15 protein-coding genes and 1 pseudogene are annotated in these 17,945 nt (G+C 61.3%); 3 read left to right on the top strand and 13 right to left on the bottom strand.

Annotated elements, in window-relative coordinates; translation table 11 throughout:
* Position 1 precedes the first annotated feature (1 nt).
* From prfB to BMH52_RS20365, 9 genes are all read right to left on the bottom strand, one after another.
* Positions 2-1,097 (bottom strand): peptide chain release factor 2 gene (gene prfB / locus BMH52_RS20405; RefSeq protein WP_096001736.1). Its coding sequence is split into 2 segments (ribosomal slippage): positions 2-1,024 and positions 1,026-1,097, totalling 1,095 coding nucleotides; the frame shifts between segments, so codons are not numbered across the junction.
* A 175-nt stretch (positions 1,098-1,272) separates the two neighbouring features.
* Positions 1,273-2,274, bottom strand: coding sequence for a PleD family two-component system response regulator (locus tag BMH52_RS20400; protein ID WP_014717198.1), 1,002 nt, complete (start codon positions 2,272-2,274; stop codon positions 1,273-1,275).
* Positions 2,275-2,326: 52 nt separating this feature from the next.
* Complete coding sequence (locus BMH52_RS20395) at positions 2,327-3,337, bottom strand: chemotaxis response regulator protein-glutamate methylesterase (RefSeq protein WP_003189079.1); 1,011 nt, start codon at positions 3,335-3,337, stop codon at positions 2,327-2,329.
* Entirely contained in the window at positions 3,334-5,610 is a 2,277-nt protein-coding gene (locus BMH52_RS20390; RefSeq protein ID WP_032903262.1) for a hybrid sensor histidine kinase/response regulator, read from the bottom strand. The genes BMH52_RS20395 and BMH52_RS20390 overlap by 4 nt, the downstream gene beginning before the upstream one ends.
* Positions 5,607-6,308 carry a chemotaxis protein CheW gene (locus BMH52_RS20385; RefSeq protein ID WP_072434293.1) on the bottom strand — a complete coding sequence of 234 codons (702 nt, stop codon included), beginning with the start codon at positions 6,306-6,308 and terminating at the stop codon, positions 5,607-5,609. The genes BMH52_RS20390 and BMH52_RS20385 overlap by 4 nt, the downstream gene beginning before the upstream one ends.
* The gene (locus BMH52_RS20380) at positions 6,305-7,567 is read right to left on the bottom strand and encodes a protein-glutamate O-methyltransferase CheR (RefSeq protein ID WP_072434292.1); all 1,263 of its coding nucleotides are present in this window, start codon (positions 7,565-7,567) and stop codon (positions 6,305-6,307) included. Before BMH52_RS20380 ends, BMH52_RS20385 begins: the two co-directional genes overlap by 4 nt.
* Positions 7,564-8,076 carry a chemotaxis protein CheW gene (locus BMH52_RS20375; protein ID WP_014717194.1) on the bottom strand — a complete coding sequence of 171 codons (513 nt, stop codon included), beginning with the start codon at positions 8,074-8,076 and terminating at the stop codon, positions 7,564-7,566. Before BMH52_RS20375 ends, BMH52_RS20380 begins: the two co-directional genes overlap by 4 nt.
* Positions 8,076-9,698, bottom strand: a complete 1,623-nt coding sequence (locus tag BMH52_RS20370; RefSeq protein ID WP_014717193.1) for a methyl-accepting chemotaxis protein — start codon at positions 9,696-9,698, stop codon at positions 8,076-8,078. The genes BMH52_RS20375 and BMH52_RS20370 overlap by 1 nt, the downstream gene beginning before the upstream one ends.
* A gap of 210 nt (positions 9,699-9,908) precedes the next feature.
* Entirely contained in the window at positions 9,909-10,616 is a 708-nt protein-coding gene (locus BMH52_RS20365) for a tellurite resistance TerB family protein (RefSeq protein WP_014717192.1), read from the bottom strand.
* Positions 10,617-10,920: 304 nt separating this feature from the next.
* Between BMH52_RS20365 and BMH52_RS20360 the strand changes: the two genes are divergently transcribed.
* Positions 10,921-12,546: a glucan biosynthesis protein D gene (locus BMH52_RS20360; protein WP_014717191.1), complete on the top strand. Its 1,626-nt coding sequence runs from the start codon at positions 10,921-10,923 to the stop codon at positions 12,544-12,546.
* A gap of 54 nt (positions 12,547-12,600) precedes the next feature.
* Here the strand turns inward: BMH52_RS20360 and BMH52_RS20355 are convergent, their stop codons facing one another.
* The 4 genes from BMH52_RS20355 to BMH52_RS20340 form a co-directional block, all read right to left on the bottom strand.
* Positions 12,601-12,786 (bottom strand): hypothetical protein, encoded by a 186-nt coding sequence (locus tag BMH52_RS20355; protein ID WP_014717190.1) that lies wholly within the window; start codon positions 12,784-12,786, stop codon positions 12,601-12,603.
* A 205-nt stretch (positions 12,787-12,991) separates the two neighbouring features.
* Positions 12,992-13,528, bottom strand: coding sequence for a GNAT family N-acetyltransferase (locus BMH52_RS20350; RefSeq protein WP_014717189.1), 537 nt, complete (start codon positions 13,526-13,528; stop codon positions 12,992-12,994).
* Positions 13,529-13,631: 103 nt separating this feature from the next.
* On the bottom strand, positions 13,632-14,738 hold the full coding sequence (locus BMH52_RS20345) for an NADH:flavin oxidoreductase/NADH oxidase (RefSeq protein WP_072434290.1): 1,107 nt from the start codon (positions 14,736-14,738) through the stop codon (positions 13,632-13,634).
* Between the two features lie 135 nt (positions 14,739-14,873).
* Positions 14,874-16,775 carry a potassium transporter Kup gene (locus BMH52_RS20340; RefSeq protein WP_014717187.1) on the bottom strand — a complete coding sequence of 634 codons (1,902 nt, stop codon included), beginning with the start codon at positions 16,773-16,775 and terminating at the stop codon, positions 14,874-14,876.
* A 414-nt stretch (positions 16,776-17,189) separates the two neighbouring features.
* On the opposite strand from BMH52_RS20340, the pseudogene BMH52_RS30020 reads away from it, so the two are divergent.
* Together BMH52_RS30020 and BMH52_RS20330 are read left to right on the top strand one after the other, a co-directional pair.
* A pseudogene (locus BMH52_RS30020) lies at positions 17,190-17,513 on the top strand (type II toxin-antitoxin system RelE/ParE family toxin).
* Positions 17,510-17,845, top strand: coding sequence for an addiction module antidote protein (locus BMH52_RS20330; RefSeq protein WP_034126496.1), 336 nt, complete (start codon positions 17,510-17,512; stop codon positions 17,843-17,845). Before BMH52_RS30020 ends, BMH52_RS20330 begins: the two are co-directional and overlap by 4 nt.
* The last annotated feature ends 100 nt before the right edge of the window (positions 17,846-17,945 follow it).

Here is a 17,945-nt window from a genome sequence, read left to right as displayed (position 1 = left end):
ATTAGAGGCCGGATTTCAGGCTGGCTTCCAGGTATTCGTCGATATCGCCGTCGAGTACCTTGTCGCAGTCGCTGCGTTCGATGTTAGTGCGCAGATCCTTGATCCGCGAGGCATCGAGCACGTACGAACGGATCTGGTGGCCCCAGCCGATATCCGACTTGGTGTCTTCCAGCGCCTGGGAAGCCGCGTTGCGCTTCTGCATTTCCTGCTCGTACAACTTGGCCCGCAGCATTTTCATGGCGGTGTCCTTGTTGGCGTGCTGGGAACGTTCGTTCTGGCAGCTGACCACGGTGTTGGTCGGTACGTGGGTAATACGTACGGCCGAGTCGGTGGTGTTTACGTGCTGGCCACCGGCGCCGGAGGAACGGTAGGTGTCGATCCGCAGGTCGGCCGGGTTGATCTCGATTTCCACTTTGTCGTCGATCTCTGGCGAGACGAACACCGCAGAGAATGAGGTGTGGCGACGATTGCCGGAGTCAAACGGGCTCTTGCGCACCAGGCGGTGCACGCCGATCTCGGTGCGCAGCCAGCCAAAGGCATATTCGCCCTTGATGTGCACGGTCGCGCCCTTGATACCGGCCACTTCACCGGCGGACAGTTCCATGATGGTCGCGTCGAAACCGCGTTTGTCGGCCCAGCGCAGGTACATGCGCAGCAGGATGTTGGCCCAGTCCTGGGCCTCGGTGCCACCGGAACCGGCCTGGATATCCAGATAGGCGTTGTTCGGGTCCATTTCATGGCTGAACATGCGGCGGAATTCAAGCTTGGCGAGGTTTTCCTCGAGACGGGCCAGCTCGGCGACGACATCGCCCACTGCGCCTTCGTCGTTTTCTTCGACGGCCATGTCCAGCAGGTCGCGGCAATCACCCAGGCCGGTGTTCAGTTCGTCGAGGGTATCGACGATCTGTGCCAGCGCAGCGCGCTCGCGCCCCAGTTCCTGGGCGTACTCAGGTTTGTTCCAGACACTCGGATCTTCAAGCTCGCGATTGACCTCGGTCAGACGCTCATGCTTTTGATCGTAGTCAAAGATACCCCCGAATAGTTTCGGAGCGCTCGGACAGGTCCTTGATGGTGTTAAGGATCGGGTTGATTTCCATGGCGGGCAGCACTCGTTGGCGAACTTTTGAAAGCCGGCGAGTATAACGGCAAACGGCTGCGAACGGCAGTCCGCTTGGCCGAAAAGGCGGTGGTTTGTACAGGATCCATAGCCAGATAGCGATCAAATGTGGGAGCTGGCTTACCTGCTCCCACAGAGGCGCCCGGCGCTTGGGATTATTCGATGCCCACCTGATTACGCCCATTATTCTTGGCCGTGTATAACCCCTTGTCCGCCGCCATGATCAACTGCCGACAATCGGTACCCTGGACCGGCGTCAACGTCGACAGCCCAATACTGATGGTCAGGCTGGCACCTTCAGCCGGGGCGATGTGCGGGATTTTCAACGCCGCTACCGCCATGCGCAGCTTTTCCGCGACCAGGCGTGCGCCGCCCGGTGAGGTGTTGGGCAGGACCAGCGCGAACTCCTCGCCGCCGTAGCGCGCCGGCAAATCCGAAGGGCGGCTGCTGGCTTCACGGATGGTGTTGGCGACTTTGCGCAAGGCTTCGTCGCCCTCGACGTGGCCGAAGCTGTCGTTGAAGGTCTTGAAGAAATCCACGTCGATCATCAGCAGCGACAGTTGGGTCTGGTCGCGCATGGCGCGGCGCCATTCCAACTCCAGGTATTCGTCGAAGTGGCGGCGGTTGGACAGCCCGGTCAGGCCATCGGAGTTCATCAGGCGTTGCAGCACCAGGTTGGTGTCCAGCAACTGTTGCTGGCTGACGCGCAACGCGCGGTAGGCCGCGTCGCGCTGCAACAGGGTCATGTAGGAGCGCGAGTGGTAGCGGATGCGCGCCACCAACTCGATGTTGTCCGGTAGCTTGACCAGGTAATCGTTGGCCCCGGCCGCAAAGGCCGCGCTCTTGATCAGCGGGTCTTCTTTGGTGGACAGCACGATGATCGGAATATTCGCGGTGGCCGGGTGATTGCGGTATTCGCGCACCAGAGTGAGGCCGTCCAGGCCCGGCATCACTAGGTCCTGCAAGATCACTGTGGGCTTGATGCGGATCGCCTGGGCAATCGCCTGGTGCGGGTCGGCACAAAAGTGGAAGTCGATGTTTTCTTCATGGGCCAGGCCACGCCGCACGGCTTCACCGATCATGGCCTGGTCGTCGACCAGCAACACCATGGCGGCGTTTTCGTCGGTCTTGAAGTCGTCGAGCTGTAAATCATTCATGTGCAGTCACCTGAATTACTACCTGCAAGCCAGCACGGCGGGAGATTTTTGTTCATTTTGCAAAGACCTCCAGCAATCGGGGCGCAATTCTATCCAGTGGGCGAATTTCAACAGCAGCATCAATCGCCGCCGCCGCTTTGGGCATGCCATACACCGCCGAACTCTGTTGGTCCTGGGCGATGGTCAAATATCCTTGTTCCCGCATCAGCTTGAGGCCCTGGGCGCCGTCGCGCCCCATGCCCGTGAGCAAGACGCCGACGGCGTCACCGTTCCAGTGGCTGGCGACGCTTTCGAAAAACACGTCGATCGACGGCCGGTAAATCTCGTTCACCGGCTCTGCGGTATAGGCTAGCGTGCCATTTTTCAACAAGCGAATATGGTGGTTGGTGCCGGCCAGCAATACCACGCCGGGTTGAGGCGGCTCGCCTTCACAGGCCAGGCGCACCGGCAGGCCGGAAGCGCTGCTCAGCCACTCGGCCATGCCAGCGGCAAACACCTGGTCCACATGCTGCACTAGCACGATGGCGGCAGGGAAATCCCGGGGCAACCCCTTGAGCAGAACTTCCAGGGCCGCCGGCCCACCGGCCGAAGAACCAATCGCCACCAGCCGTTGACGCTTGCCGGTGACCCGCTGCGGCGGGGTTTCGGCACGCACCCGCGTGCCGCGCTGGCCGATCAGCCAGCCAATATTGAGGATCTTGCGCAACAGGGGCGCCGCCGCATCCTTGGGGTTGCCCACGCCCAGTGCCGGGGTGTCCACCACATCCAGGGCGCCGTGGCCCATGGCTTCGAATACACGGCTGACGTTGGCCTGGCGGTCAACGGTGACGATCACGATCGGGCATGGCGTGTCGGCCATGATCTGGCGGGTAGCTTCCACGCCATCCATCACCGGCATGATCAAGTCCATCAGGATCAGGTCCGGGGTCAGCTCGGCGCAACGCTGCACCGCTTCCAGGCCATTGCTGGCCACCCACACCACCTCGTGGGCGGGCTCGTAACTCAAGGCACGGCGCAAGGCCTCTACGGCCAGGGGCATGTCATTGACGATCGCAATCCTCATGCCCGGGCGCCTCCAATCAGTTCAACCACGGCGTCGAGCAAGGCGTCGTCATGGAAACTGGCTTTGGCTAGATAATAGTCGGCCCCGGCGTCGAGGCCACGGCGGCGGTCTTCTTCACGATCCTTGTAGGAAACCACCATCACCGGCAATGATTGCAGGCGACTGTCACGGCGCAAAAGTGTGACCAATTCAATACCGTCCATGCGAGGCATATCAATATCCGTGATAAGCAGGTCGAAGTCCTCGGAGCGCAATGCGTTCCAGCCATCCATGCCATCGACCGCCACGGCAACTTCATAACCCCGGTTGAGTAACAATTTGCGTTGCAGCTCGCGCACCGTCAGTGAGTCGTCCACCACCAGCACGCGCTTGCGCGGCGCTTCGGTGGCCTGCTGGTTGCGCCGGGCGATGCGCTCCAGGCGGCCGGTATTGAGCAGCTTGTCCACTGAACGCAGCATGTCTTCGACATCGACGATCAACACCACCGAGCCGTCATCGAGCAAGGCCCCGGCAGAAATGTCCTGGACCTTGCCCAGGCGATCATCCAGCGGCAACACCACCAGCGTGCGCTCGCCGATAAAGCGCTCCACGGCAATCCCGTACACGGCATCGCGTTCGCGGATCACCACCACTTTCAAGGTATCTGAAGGGGTCTGCCCCGGCGGGCGCTGCAGCAACTGGCTGGCGGCAACCAGGCCGACGTGTCGGCCTTCATGCCAGAAGTGCTGGCGGCCTTCCAACTGCACGATGTCGTCGGGGGCCAGGTCGCACATGCGTTCGATATGCGCCAGGGGAAACGCATAGGCTTCTTCGCCGACTTCCACCACCAGGCTGCGCACCACCGACAGGGTCAGCGGCACCTCAAGATGGAAGCGACTGCCCTGCCCCGCCGTCTGTTCCAGCACCACTGCGCCGCGCAACTGGCGAACCATATGCTGCACCGCGTCCAGGCCCACACCGCGCCCGGACACTTCGGTGACTTTGTCCCGCAGGCTGAACCCCGGCAGGAACAGGAAGGTCAGTAGCTCCTCTTCGCTCAGGCGCAGAGCCGTTTCCACCGGAGACAAATTCCGGTCGACAATAGTGCCGCGCAGGCGCTCGAGGTCGACACCGTTGCCGTCATCGCTCAATTCCAGCACCAGCAACCCGGCCTGATGGGACGCGCGCAGGCGAATCAAGCCCTCCGCCGGCTTGCCCGCCAGCACGCGCTGCTCAGGGGTTTCGATGCCGTGGTCGACGGCATTGCGCAATAAATGGGTGAGCGGCGCTTCGAGTTTTTCCAGCACGTCACGGTCGACCTGGGTCTTTTCGCCTTCAATCTCCAGGCGCACTTGCTTGCCCAGGCTGCGACCGAGGTCACGCACCATACGCACCTGCCCGGCCAGCACATCGGCAAACGGCCGCATGCGGCAGGCCAATGCGGTGTCGTAGAGCACCTGGGCGCGCTGGCCGGCCTGCCAGCCGAACTCATCCAGCTCGGCGTTTTTTTCCGCCAGCAGGGCCTGAGCTTCACTCAGCAGGCGACGGGTATCGGCCAGGGCTTCCTGAGCTTCCAGGTTCAGATCCAGGGATTTTAGCTGGCCATCCAGGGCATCCAGTGCACGCAAGCTGTTGCTCTGAATGCGCTTGAGGCGTTGCAGGCTGGCCAGGTACGGCTTGAGCCGCTGGGTTTCCACCAGGGATTTGCTGGACAAGTCCAACAGGCTGTTCAAGCGCTCAGCCGTCACCCGCAGCACACGCTCGCCGCCTTCTGTCATGCGTTTGCTCTGGCGCGGCGCTTCACTGCTGACCGGCGCGGGCTCCAGCTCGGGCTCCAGCAGCAATGCGTCAACCCGCGGCGCGGGGATGGGCTCGGGATTTGGCACGGGCGTGGCAATCGGCTGCGAGGGATCGAGCAAGCGCTCCATCAGCGCTACGTACGCCTCGATATCCGCCGGCCCCACGTCATTGCCCGGCGTGGCGATTCGCATCAGCAGGTCGGTGCCTTGCAGCAACGCGTCGATATGTTCAGGTTGCAGGTACAGGCGGCCTTCCTGGGCACTGACCAGGCAGTCTTCCATGACGTGGGCCACGCTGACCCCGGCATCCACGCCGACAATCCGCGCCGCCCCTTTAAGTGAATGCGCGGCGCGCATGCAGGCTTCGAGCTGGTCGGCCTGGGTCGGGTTGCGTTCCAGCGCCAGCAGGCCCGCGCTCAACACCTGGGTCTGCGCATCGGCTTCCAGGCTGAACAGTTCCAACAGCGAGGCATCGCGCATCTGGTCGGGGGTCATGCGAGGCTCCGGGTCACGGCGGACAACAATTGCGCTTCGTCCAGCCAGCGCAGACTGCGGCCTTTCCACTGCAACACGCCTTGGGTGTAGCGTGCGCTGGCCTGGGTGCCGGACACCGACGCAGCCTTCAAGGTGCGCTCATCGATGGCGTGGATGCCGTCTACTTCATCTACCGGTACGACGACCGGGCCGTCCTGGGCAGCGATGATCAGCATGCGCGGCATGATCCGCCCGCCGCTGGCGCCGGCACTGGTGCTGTCCAGGCCCAGCAGTTCCACCAGCGACAGGCACGCCACCAGCGCCCCGCGTACGTTGGCCACGCCCAGCAGCGCTCGGGAGCGCTGGTGCGGCAGCGAGTGGATCGGGTGCAACGGCGCCACTTCCACCAGGCAGCGGGTGGCGATACCGAGCCATTCTTCGCCGAGGCGGAACATCAACAGCGAACGGGTGACCACATCGCTATCCGCTTCGGCAGCTGCCTGCGCGTGATGGTCGTCTTGTTGCAGTGCGTAGCGGTCGAGCAGGCGTGTGGCGGCGGCGGAATACACCAAGCAATTGCGGCAGTGGATATGCTCGGCCAACAGCGGGCAGGACTTGTCGCCATGAATACCGATGCGGTTCCAACAGTCGTCAATGGCTTGGGTATCGGTCAGCGTCAGGTCCAGGCCTGCGGTGTCGAGCGCGTCAGGGCTACTCATCGTTTGGTCTCACTGTCAGCTCGCTCGCTACGGGCGGCGCGTGCCTGAAGACGACGCGCGCCGACACTGTCACCCTGGGACTCGAGCAACGCGGCCAGGTGCATCAGGGCCTGGGGATGCTGCGGTTCCAGATACAGAGCTTTTCGGTAATACCCCTGGGCCTCCAGGGCACTGCCAGCCACATCGCTGAGCAGCCCCAACCAGTAAAACACCTGGGCGGCCGGCGGGTGACTGCTCAAATACCGCTCGCAGGCCGCTCGGGCCTCGGCACTTTTGCCCTCGTTGGCCAGGGTTGCGATCTGGCTGAGCAGATCCCCTGCATCGGTATGCGTAGCTTTGACCGGTGGCACGTGGGGGGTGACCGAGCTGAACGGTCGCGGCTTGGGCGGTATCGGCGCCGCCCTGCGCTGCGGTAGCGGCGCGGGCGTCGGTTTGACCACAGGTGCAGCCGGCGCGGCCGGTTCTACATGCCGACTGAAGGCAAAGGACTGCGGCACGCCGATGGAGCGCATGCCGTGGCGCCCCAGCAGGCTGCCCTCGGCCGGGCCGATAAACAGCACGCCGTCCACGTGAGTCAATGCCTTGAGCACATCAAAGACCTGTTTCTGGGTCGGCTGGTCGAAGTAGATCAGCAAGTTGCGGCAGAACACAAAATCGTAGGTCGGCTCGTTCGCCAGCAGTGCCGGGTCCAGCAAGTTGCCGACTTGCAGGCGCACTTGTTCACGCACCCGGTCGGCGATGCGGTAAACGCCTGCGTCTTCAGTGAAGTGGCGGTCGCGAAATTCAAGATCGGCGCCGCGAAACGAGTTCTTGCCATACACGCCCCGCCGCGCGCGCTCCACCGACAGCGGGCTGACGTCCATGCCTTGCACTTTGAACTGGTGGGGCGCCAACCCCGCATCGAGCAAGGCCATGGCAATCGAATAGGGCTCTTCGCCGGTCGAACACGGCAGACTGAGAATACGCAGGGCGCGCATCTGGTTGATCTCGGCCAAGCGTGCCTGGGCCAGGCGAGCCAGGGTTGCAAAGGATTCGGGATAGCGGAAAAACCAGGTTTCGGGGACGATCACCGCTTCGATCAGCGCCTGCTGCTCGTCATGGGAGGTTTGCAGGTGTTGCCAGTAAGCCTCCGCCGACGGCGACTGGGACGACTGGCAGCGCTGGCGCACCGCGCGCTCGATGATCGCCTCGCCCACCGAAGCGACGTCCAGGCCGATGCGTTCTTTCAAGAACGCGAAAAACCGCGGGTCATTGCTCATAGGCTCAACTCGGCGGAAAACAGCAAGGCACGCACTGGCGCGGTCAACAGATCGGCGACGCCAATCCACTGCATCAAGCCCTGTGCGTCCTCGCGCACCGGCCCCAGGTATGGCGCCTGCTGATTGTCCAGGCCATAGGGCTGAAATTCGGCGGGGTCGCAACGCAGGGTGTCGGTGGCCTGTTCCAGGATCAGCCCTAGCCAACGCGCCTCACTCCAAGGCTGCGGCTGATAATTGACCAACACCAGGCGCGTACTGGTACGCGCCTGGGCCGAAGTGCCGAACGTCAGGGCGCTCAAGTCGATGACCGGCACCAGCGCCCCACGATGGGCGAAGATACCCGCCACCCATAAGGGCGCTTGGGCGATAGGTTTAAGCGCCAGGCGCGGCAGCACCTCGGCCACTTCCGTGGCCTTGAGGGCAAAGCGTTCGTTGCCGATGCGAAACACCAGAAACAATGCCTTTTTCGCTGCCGGGACGGCACCGCGTTTAGCCGCGAGTTCGCTCATCAGACTTTGAAACGCGAGACGCCGCTGCGCAGACCGACCGCAACCTGGCTCAGTTCATCAATGGCAAAGCTGGCCTGGCGCAGGGATTCGACGGTCTGGCTGCTGGCATCGCCCAATTGCACCAGCGCGTGGTTGATCTGCTCGGCACCGGTGGCCTGGGCCTGCATGCCTTCGTTGACCATCAGCACCCGCGGCGCCAGGGCCTGTACCTGATGGATGATCTGCGACAGTTGCTCGCCCACTTGCTGCACCTCCGACATGCCACGGCGCACCTCCTCGGAGAATTTGTCCATGCCCATCACCCCTGCCGACACCGCCGACTGGATCTCACGCACCATCTGCTCAATGTCGTAGGTCGCCACAGCGGTCTGGTCGGCCAGGCGGCGCACTTCGGTGGCAACCACGGCAAAGCCGCGCCCGTACTCACCGGCTTTCTCAGCCTCGATCGCAGCATTCAGGGACAACAGGTTGGTCTGGTCGGCCACCTTGACGATGGTCACCACCACCTGGTTGATATTGCCGGCCTTCTCATTGAGGATCGCCAGCTTGGCGTTGACCAGGTCGGCGGCGCCCATCACCGAGTGCATGGTTTCTTCCATGCGGGCCAGGCCCTGCTGGCCGGAGCCGGCAGCCACCGAGGCCTGGTCGGCGGCGGTGGACACTTCGGTCATGGTGCGGACCAAGTCCTTGGACGTGGCGGCAATCTCGCGGGAAGTGGCGCCGATTTCGGTGGTGGTGGCTGCGGTTTCTGTCGCGGTCGCCTGTTGCTGCTTGGAGGTCGCGGCAATCTCGGTGACCGAGGTGGTGACCTGCACCGATGAACGCTGCGCCTGGGACACCAGGGCAGTCAGCTCGGTCATCATGTCGTTGAAGCCGGTTTCAACCGCGTTGAATTCGTCCTTGCGCTCCAGGTTCAGGCGCTTGCTCAGGTCACCGGTGCGCATGACTTCGAGGATTTGAACGATGCGCTGCATCGGCGCCATGATCGCGCGCATCAGCAACAGGCCACACAGCGCGGCGGCGAGAATCGCCAGCAACAGCGAGACGCCCATGCTGATCTTCGCGGCCGCTACCGCATCATCGATGGCGGCGGTGGCGTTGTCGGCGACCTGCTTGTTCTCATTGATAATGTCATTGAGCTTCATGCGGCCTGCTGTCCAGGCGGGGGTCAGTTGCTCGTTGAACAACCTCAGTGCTTCGGCGGCGTTATTGCTCTGATGGGCCGCCAAAACCTGGGCGAGAATCTGGTTGTAGCTCTGGTGCAGTTTTTCGAAGGCATCGAATTCGGTGCGATCCTGGGTGATATTGATCGTCCCCGCGTAGCTGGCCATATGCTGCTCAAGCCGAGCTTCGAAAGACTTGTAATCCTGTTTGTCGGTTTCGGAAATGCCCTGGTTCTCGTGGATTCCGACCAACTCCTGGGTTTGCAGGTAGCTGTCGACCCAGGCGCTGCGAATCATCGAGCTGAAAAACACCCCGGGCACCGCATCGTCCCGCACTGAGTTTTCGCTGATTTCGATTTTCAGCAAGCGCGAATACGAGACCACGACCATCAGCAGCATGATCGCGATAATTACCGCAAAGCTCGCCAAAATCCTTTGGCGCAGGGTCCAGTTCTTCACAGTAATTCCTCGCAGGGCCATTCAAATGGAGGGGAGTATAGCTGAGCGGCTGCGCGCTTTTATCAAGGCTTTTGATGTGCAGTGCACAGAATGCAAAAGTGGGAGCGGGCTTGCTCGCGGATGCGGTGAGTCAGCCAGAAATAGAGTGACTGGTCTACCGCATTCGCGAGCAAGCCCGCTCCCACATTTTTGATGAGCGTGTGGCCTTGTTTATGCGTTAAGCCGTACTTGTTTTTCCAACTCAAGCTTCAAGCCGGGCTCAAGTTTCAGTTGGCGTGCCAGTTCGTCCAGGTAGGCTTTTTCCATGAAGTTTTCTTCGTCCACCAGCATCACGCTGGCGATGTACATTTCGGCGGCCATTTCCGGGGTGCTTGCGGCGCGGGCGACGTCGGTGGGGTCCAGGGGTTTGTTGAGTTCGGCGTGTAGCCAGTGCTGCAGCTCCTGATCGTTGTCCAGCTTGGTAAACTCGCCTTCGATCAAGGCACGCTCGCGCTCATCCACATGGCCGTCAGCCTTGGCCGCGGCCACCAATGCCTTGAGAATGCCTTGGCTGTGTTGTTCGACCTGGGCCGCTGGCAGGCGGTCGATGGTTTGCGGCTCGCCTTGGGGCGCGCTGGCTTGCTGGGACTGCCAGTTGCCGTAAGCCTTGTAGGCAATCACACCCAGTGCGGCCAGGCCGCCGTAGGTGAGCGCTTTGCCACCGAATTTACGCGCCTTCTTGTTGCCCAGCAGCAAGCCCATGGCCCCCGCCGCCAGGGCCCCGCCGCCTGCACCGCCGAGCATGCTGCCGAGCCCGCCACCGCTGAGCAAGCCGCCGAGGGCGCCCTTGTCATTCGACTTAGGCTGCCCACCCGCCTTGTTTTGCAACATATCCTGGCCAGACTTAAGCAGTTGATCGAGCAATCCACGGGTATTCATTCGTAGCCTCCAGACACTTGGGTTCGTAGGACCAATAGGCCTCCAGCGTAAAACTAAGTGCCAAAAAGCCGCGATCTAGAGTGCTTCCAGATGTAACGTTCTACTGCGATGCTGGAAATGTCTTGTTGCATATGCAACGCCATCATCCCGCCATCAATCAATTTGCCTTGTTCATCGAACCGCTTAAGCTATCCGGCGTCTGTTTATTGTCCGTTGCGTTTGGCCGAAGGCATGTCCGAACCGTTATTTCTGATCCGCTACGTGCCAGGAACGGCGCGGGATTTGCTCACGACAGGTTGTCTCTATGCACCGCAGGAATTTGCTCAAAGCATCCATGGCCATTGCGGCTTACACCGGTTTGTCGGCCAGTGGCCTGCTGGCCGCGCAGGCCTGGGCCGGGAATCGGGCTGCCGATGGCAAGGCCGTGGCGTTCGATTTCGAAGCGCTCAAGGCCCAGGCCAAGCAATTGGCCACCCGTGGCTACCAGGACACTAAGCAGGTGCTGCCGCCAACCCTGGCTACCATGACCCCGCAGAATTTCAACGCCATCGGCTATGACCGTAACCATTCGCTGTGGAAAGAGTTGAACGGCCAACTGGACGTGCATTTCTTCCACGTCGGCATGGGCTTCAAGACGCCGGTGCGCATGCACAGCGTCGACCCCAAGACCCGTGAAGCCCGCGAAGTGCATTTTCGCCCTTCGTTGTTCAACTATGAAAAAACCACGGTGGACACCCAGCAATTGACCGGCGACCTGGGTTTCTCCGGTTTCAAGCTGTTCAAGGCGCCGGAGCTGGACCGCCATGACGTGCTGTCGTTTCTGGGCGCCAGCTACTTCCGTGCGGTGGATTCCACCGGCCAGTACGGCCTCTCGGCGCGTGGCCTGGCGATTGATACCTACGCGAAAAAACGCGAGGAGTTCCCCGATTTCACGCAGTTCTGGTTCGAAACTCCGGACAAGGACGCCACGCGCTTTGTGGTCTACGCCCTGCTCGACTCGCCAAGCGCCACCGGTGCCTACCGCTTCGACATCGACTGCCAGGCCAACCAAGTGGTGATGGCGATCGACGCGCACATCAATGCGCGCACCGCCATCGAGCAACTGGGCATCGCGCCCATGACCAGTATGTTCAGCTGCGGCACCCATGAGCGCCGCATGTGCGACACCATCCACCCGCAAATCCACGACTCGGACCGCCTGGCCATGTGGCGCGGCAACGGCGAGTGGATCTGCCGCCCCCTGAACAACCCGGCCAAGTTGCAATTCAACGCGTTCGCCGACACCAACCCCAAAGGCTTCGGCCTGGTGCAGACCGACCATGAGTTCGCCAGCTACCAGGACACCGTCGACTGGTACAGCAAACGCCCAAGCCTGTGGGTTGAACCGACCACGGCCTGGGGCGAAGGCTCCATCGACTTGCTGGAAATCCCCACCACTGGCGAAACCCTGGACAATATCGTGGCCTTCTGGACCCCGAAAAAGCCTGTGGCCGCCGGTGATTCGCTCAACTACGGCTACAAGCTGTACTGGAGCGCACTGCCGCCAGTGAGCACGCCGCTGGCACAGGTCGATGCGACCCGTTCCGGCATGGGCGGCTTTACCGAAGGCTGGGCACCCGGCGAGCATTATCCGAAGGTATGGGCGCGGCGTTTCGCCGTGGACTTCAAGGGCGGCGGCCTGGATCGCCTGCCAGCGGGCACCGGCATCGAGCCCGTGGTGACCTGTTCCCATGGTGAGGTGAAGGACTTCAGTGTGCTGGTGCTGGACAACATCAAGGGCTACCGCATCCTGTTCGACTGGTACCCCACCAGCGACAGCGTGGAACCCGTCGAATTGCGCCTGTTTATACGAACCCAGGACCGCACCCTCAGTGAAACCTGGCTGTATCAGTACTTCCCACCTGCCCCAGAGCAACGCAAATACACCTGATGCCACACTGCACGATCATTCCCACGCAATAACGTGGGAATGATCGGATTTGGCTCAGAATCGCGACACGCTTTTCATCGCGCCAATCAGATAGCGCATCGCCACCTGATCGCTCTCGGTCAGCGCCCGGTATTGCACCAGCAACTCCATCTCATCTGAACTCAACCTTCGACCCCGCAAGGACATCCGGCGACTCAGAAAAGACGCCACCGCACCCGCTACGCCATAGGACTTGGCCATGGACCGCTACTCCTGATATCAGTCAAACACTCCTGGTGCCCATTTCCCAACTCCCGGGAAGCGCAACGGCTTCGCGGACCAACCGCCTGTCTCCCTGGGCCAGGAGTCGGGCTTACCCTTAGCGTAGAAACTATCTCACCATTCGTGGGATTTTTTTAGAGTATTAACTTAAAAAAATAACGTCGGTAATAAAAGCCTACAGCCATTACTCACGCAGGGGTCGATACAGGTGGATGTCTAGCGGTTCTTGCGCATAAAGCTCAGCGTGGGGTTGCTGCAACAAATGGCAACCATGGCGCAGGTAAAAGTCCACGGTGTTACGCGACTCCGTCGCCGAGATATAGAGCGCTTGGACCTCCACTTGCCGGCCGTGCTCGCAAGCCAGCGCCAACAACCGACCGCCCAGGCCAGTACCGCGGGCACTATGGCTGACATGCAGGAATTTCAACTGCCGCATCAGCAAGCCCTGGTGATGGAAGGACCGATTGTCCACCACCACTGCGGCGACCAGCACCGGGCCGTCGAATACGCCCCACAACCACCCGCCGCGCTGGAGGCAGGCATGCAGCGCCACCGCATCCTGTTCAGCCTCGCCTTCAGGCCAGCCGCGCATATCATGATGTGTGGCATACAACACCAGTTCGCCGCAGTCCATGCGATAGCACGCCGGGATCAGCTCCGTACGATCGATGGTTGCCAGCAAAGGGATATCGTCTTCGGTTAACGCGCGTTCCACCAGCATAAGCTTCTCCTGCTTAACAACCGCCAAGGATCAGCCTTCCTATAAACGCGAGCAAGAAAAAACCCACCGTGTCAGGGTGGGTCCGGTAGGGCCGTGTGCAGGATCAATCGCGCAGATCCGACTCATGAATCGGCTGGTCGCGGTGGGTGGCGCGCTGGTATTGCGCGGGCCAGATGGCCTTGCGCCCACCCAGATCATCGTCGGCATGCAAAGGCCAGTACGGGTCGCGGAGCAGTTCCCGGGCCAGGAAGATGATGTCGGCCTGGCAAGTGCGCAGGATATGCTCGGCCTGGGCCGGTTCGGTAATCATGCCAACCGTGCCGGTGGCGATGTCCGACTCCTTGCGCACTCGCTCGGCGAAGCGCGTCTGATAGCCGGGGCCGGTGGGAATCTCGGCATTGGCAGCGGTGCCGCCAGAGGACACGTCGATCAAGTCAACGCCCAAGTCTTTCAGGCGGCGCGCCAACTCCACGGTTTCATCCGGGTTCCAACCATCTTCCACCCAGTCGGTGGCCGACACGCGCACAAACAGCGGCAGCTCCTCTGGCCACACGGCACGCACGGCCCTGGTCACTTCCAGCACCAGGCGAATGCGGTTTTCGAAGGAGCCGCCATAGTGGTCCTGACGCTGGTTGCTGATCGGCGAGAGGAACTGGTGCAGCAGATACCCGTGGGCGGCGTGGATTTCCACCACCTCAAAGCCTGCGGTCAAGGCGCGCTTGGCGGCGGCGACAAAGTCAGCGATCACTTGCTGGATCTGCCCTTCGTCCAGTGGCTTGGGCTGGGTGTGATTGGGGTCGAAGGCAATCGGCGAGGGCCCCACCGGCACCCAGCCGCCCTCCTCCGGCTTGACGCTACCGTGTTTGCCGATCCATGGCCGATGGGTGCTGGCCTTGCGCCCGGCATGGGCCAGCTGGATCCCAGCCACCGCGCCCTGGGCCGCGATAAAACGGGTGATGCGCCGCAACGGTTCGATCTGGGCGTCGTTCCACAGGCCCAGGTCCTGGGCGGTGATACGGCCATCGGCGGTCACCGCCGTGGCCTCGGTAAAAATCAGCCCGGCGCCACCCACGGCCCGGCTGCCGAGATGCACCAGGTGCCAGTCATTGGCCAGGCCATCGTCGCTGGAGTATTGGCACATGGGTGAAACCGCGATGCGGTTGAGCAGGGTCAATTGGCGCAGGGTGTAAGGTTCGAGCAGCTGACTCATGGCGCACCTCTTCTGGGCTTCATAGGCATTTTTGTAGGAGCGAGCTCGCTCCTACCAGCCTAGTCGACAACCATCGTTTGCACAGGGTTCAGAAGGAAAGCGGGAGCCGATTGCCGGCTCCCGGTAGGCAGCGCCTTACATCTCGACCTGGGTACCCAGCTCGATCACACGGTTGACCGGCAGTTTGAAGAACCGCAGGTTGCCGTTGGCGTTTTTCAACATGAAGGCAAACAACACTTCGCGCCAACGGGCCATGCCTTTGATGCGCGAGGCAATCACCGTTTCACGGCTGAGGAAGTAAGTGGTGCGCATCGGGCTGAAGTCCAGGTCATCCAGATGGCACAGTTTCAGCGCTTCAGGCACATCCGGCTCATCGGTGAAACCGAAGTGCAGGATCACGCGGAAGAAGCCTTCGCCGTAGGCATCCACCTCGAAGCGTCGCGCCGCTGGCACCCGTGGAATGTCTTCGTAAACCACGGTCAACAGTACCACCTGCTCATGCAGCACTTGGTTATGCAGCAGGTTATGCAATAGAGCATGGGGCACGGCGTCGGGCCGCGCGGTGAGGAACACTGCCGTACCCTGAACGCGATGGGGCGGCTGTACGCGGATGCTGCTGATGAAGATCGGCAACGGCAGGCCACCCTCGTCGAGACGGCCGACGAGCAATTGCTTGCCGCGCTTCCAGGTGGTCATCAGCACAAACAACACGATCCCCGCCAGTACCGGGAAGGCGCCGCCCTGGAGGATCTTCGGCGCGTTGGCTGCGAAGAACAGGCCATCCACCAACAGGCAGCAGAGCAACAGCGGCACGGCCAGCACCGGTGGCCATTTCCACAGCAGCAGCATCACCGCCGACACCAGGATGGTGGTCATCAGCATGGTGCCCGTCACAGCTACGCCGTAGGCCGAGGCCAGGGCACCGGAGGATTCGAAGCCTAGGACCAGCAGGATCACACCGACCATCAACGACCAGTTCACCGCACCGATGTAGATCTGGCCCTGTTCGGCACTGGAGGTGTGCTGGATATGCATGCGCGGGATGTAACCCAACTGGATCGCCTGACGGGTCAACGAAAACGCGCCGGAAATCACCGCCTGGGAAGCAATCACCGTGGCCATGGTGGACAAGCCCACCAACGGGACCAGGGCCCAGCTCGGCGCCAGCAGGTAGAACGGGTTGCGCGCCGCCTCCGGATCGCCCAGCAGCATCGCGCCCTGGCCAAAATAGTTGAGCACCAGCGCCGGCAGCACCAGCAGGAACCAGGCGCGGGCGATGGGTTTGCGGCCGAAGTGGCCCATGTCGGCGTACAACGCTTCAGCGCCGGTCAATGCCAGCACCACCGCGCCGAGGATCGCCACGCCAATACCGGGGTGAACCATGAAGAAGCGCACACCCCATGCCGGGTTCAGTGCATTGAGCACTTCGGGTTGCTGCAGGATGCCGTACACCCCCAGGCCGCCCAACACCAGGAACCAGGTCACCATCACCGGGCCAAACAGCTTGCCGATGCGGTCGGTGCCGTGTTTCTGGATCAGGAACAGCGCCACCAGCACCACCAGGGCAATGGGCACCACCCATTTTTCCAGGCCGTCGAACGCCAGTTCCAAGCCTTCGATGGCCGACAACACCGAAATTGCCGGGGTGATCATGCTGTCGCCGTAGAACAACGCCGCGCCACACAGGCCACACACCACCAGGAAACTGCGCAATTTCGTGTGCTTCCCGGCAGCTCGCCGGGCCAACGCGGTGAGGGCCATGATGCCGCCCTCGCCCTGGTTGTCGGCACGCAGCACGAACAGCACGTACTTGATCGACACCACCCAGATCAGCGACCAGAAGATCAGCGCAAGGATCCCCAAGACACCGTCATGGTTGACCTGCACCCCATAACCGCCGTTGAACACCTCTTTAAGGGTGTAGAGCGGGCTGGTCCCGATATCGCCATAAACCACCCCGACCGCCGCCACTAGCATGCCAATCGGCTTGGCTTTTGAATGCTCGGCACCTGCTGCCTGACTACTTGCCTGACCCATCAACCACTCCTGCCCTTTGACCTGAGGTCTTTTATAAACAGCGCTTCTAAGCTGACCCTAGCATGCGCTGTTTTACTTCTCGTAACAGACGTTTTATTGACCCAAGGGCTTTACCCGTGCGCAACGGCGCGAAGCATAGCGCAGCACTCGTCGTATTTCCCCGTTCAAGTGAACGGGGTGTCGTTTTAGGCAATCAGTCATAGCGGGCACAGCAGCACTTTGGCGCCTTTTTGCCTGCATTGATCACATTTACGGCCAACCGTATATTCCTGGCCCGGCTCAGTCGTGCTGCCTGGGTGGTGTGAGCAGGAGCGCCTTGGCCGGATTACCTGATCAGTCAATCGTGCACTCGCAGGGCGCGCAGTCGATATAAAAACTCAACTATCGGACTGTCTCTTTTAAGGTACACTCCTCATGTACGAAGTGAAACACGTACTGTCAATCAACGGCGTGGATATCTACCAGGCTTGGCTGGATACAGTGCAGGACACGCGTTCGAAAGCAAGAATCACCACCAGAGTGGATCGGGCGTCCCTTGGTCACTTTGGCGTTACCGAGCCAGTGGGTGATGGGGTCTTTGAGATGAAGCTCGACTTCGGCCCAGGGTTTCGCGTGTATTAGGCAGTCCAGGATCGAAAAATAATTTTCCTATTGGGCGGTGGTTCGAAGGCCAGACAGCAGAACGATATCGATCAGGCCAAGGCTCTCTGGAAATCTTACAAGGTGCAGCAAAAATGACCATTCGTACCCGCCCGCACGAAGATAGCGTTCTGGAAATGCTTCGCAACGACGAAGCATTCGCCCTCGAATATTTATCTGTCGCGCTTGAGGAAATAGATGAAGCCGGTGGCGAGGACGCATTCCTTGTCGCTATCCGTCGAGTGGCGGAAGCCCGTGGTGGGATGCTCAGCTTGTCGCAGAACACAGGACTCAATAGAGCAAACCTCTACAGGTCCATCGGCGTCGGCGGCGATCCTAAGCTCTCCACTTTGCTTAAAGTCCTCCAGGCGTTAGGTGTGGGCATGTCTAAAGTGGTATCGCACCGAACAGAACAAGACGTCCAGGCTTAAGCGCGCGCCAGTGGCTATGGGGATGACCCGGCGCAGCACTCGTCGTATTTCCCTGCATAAAGCTGGTCAAGTGCGTTGCCCACCGATAGAATTGCGCACT

The sequence above is a fragment of the Pseudomonas sp. BTN1 genome, from assembly GCF_001907715.1.
GTDB lineage: Bacteria > Pseudomonadota > Gammaproteobacteria > Pseudomonadales > Pseudomonadaceae > Aquipseudomonas > Aquipseudomonas paracarnis.
This window is presented reverse-complemented; position numbering and strand designations above follow the sequence as displayed.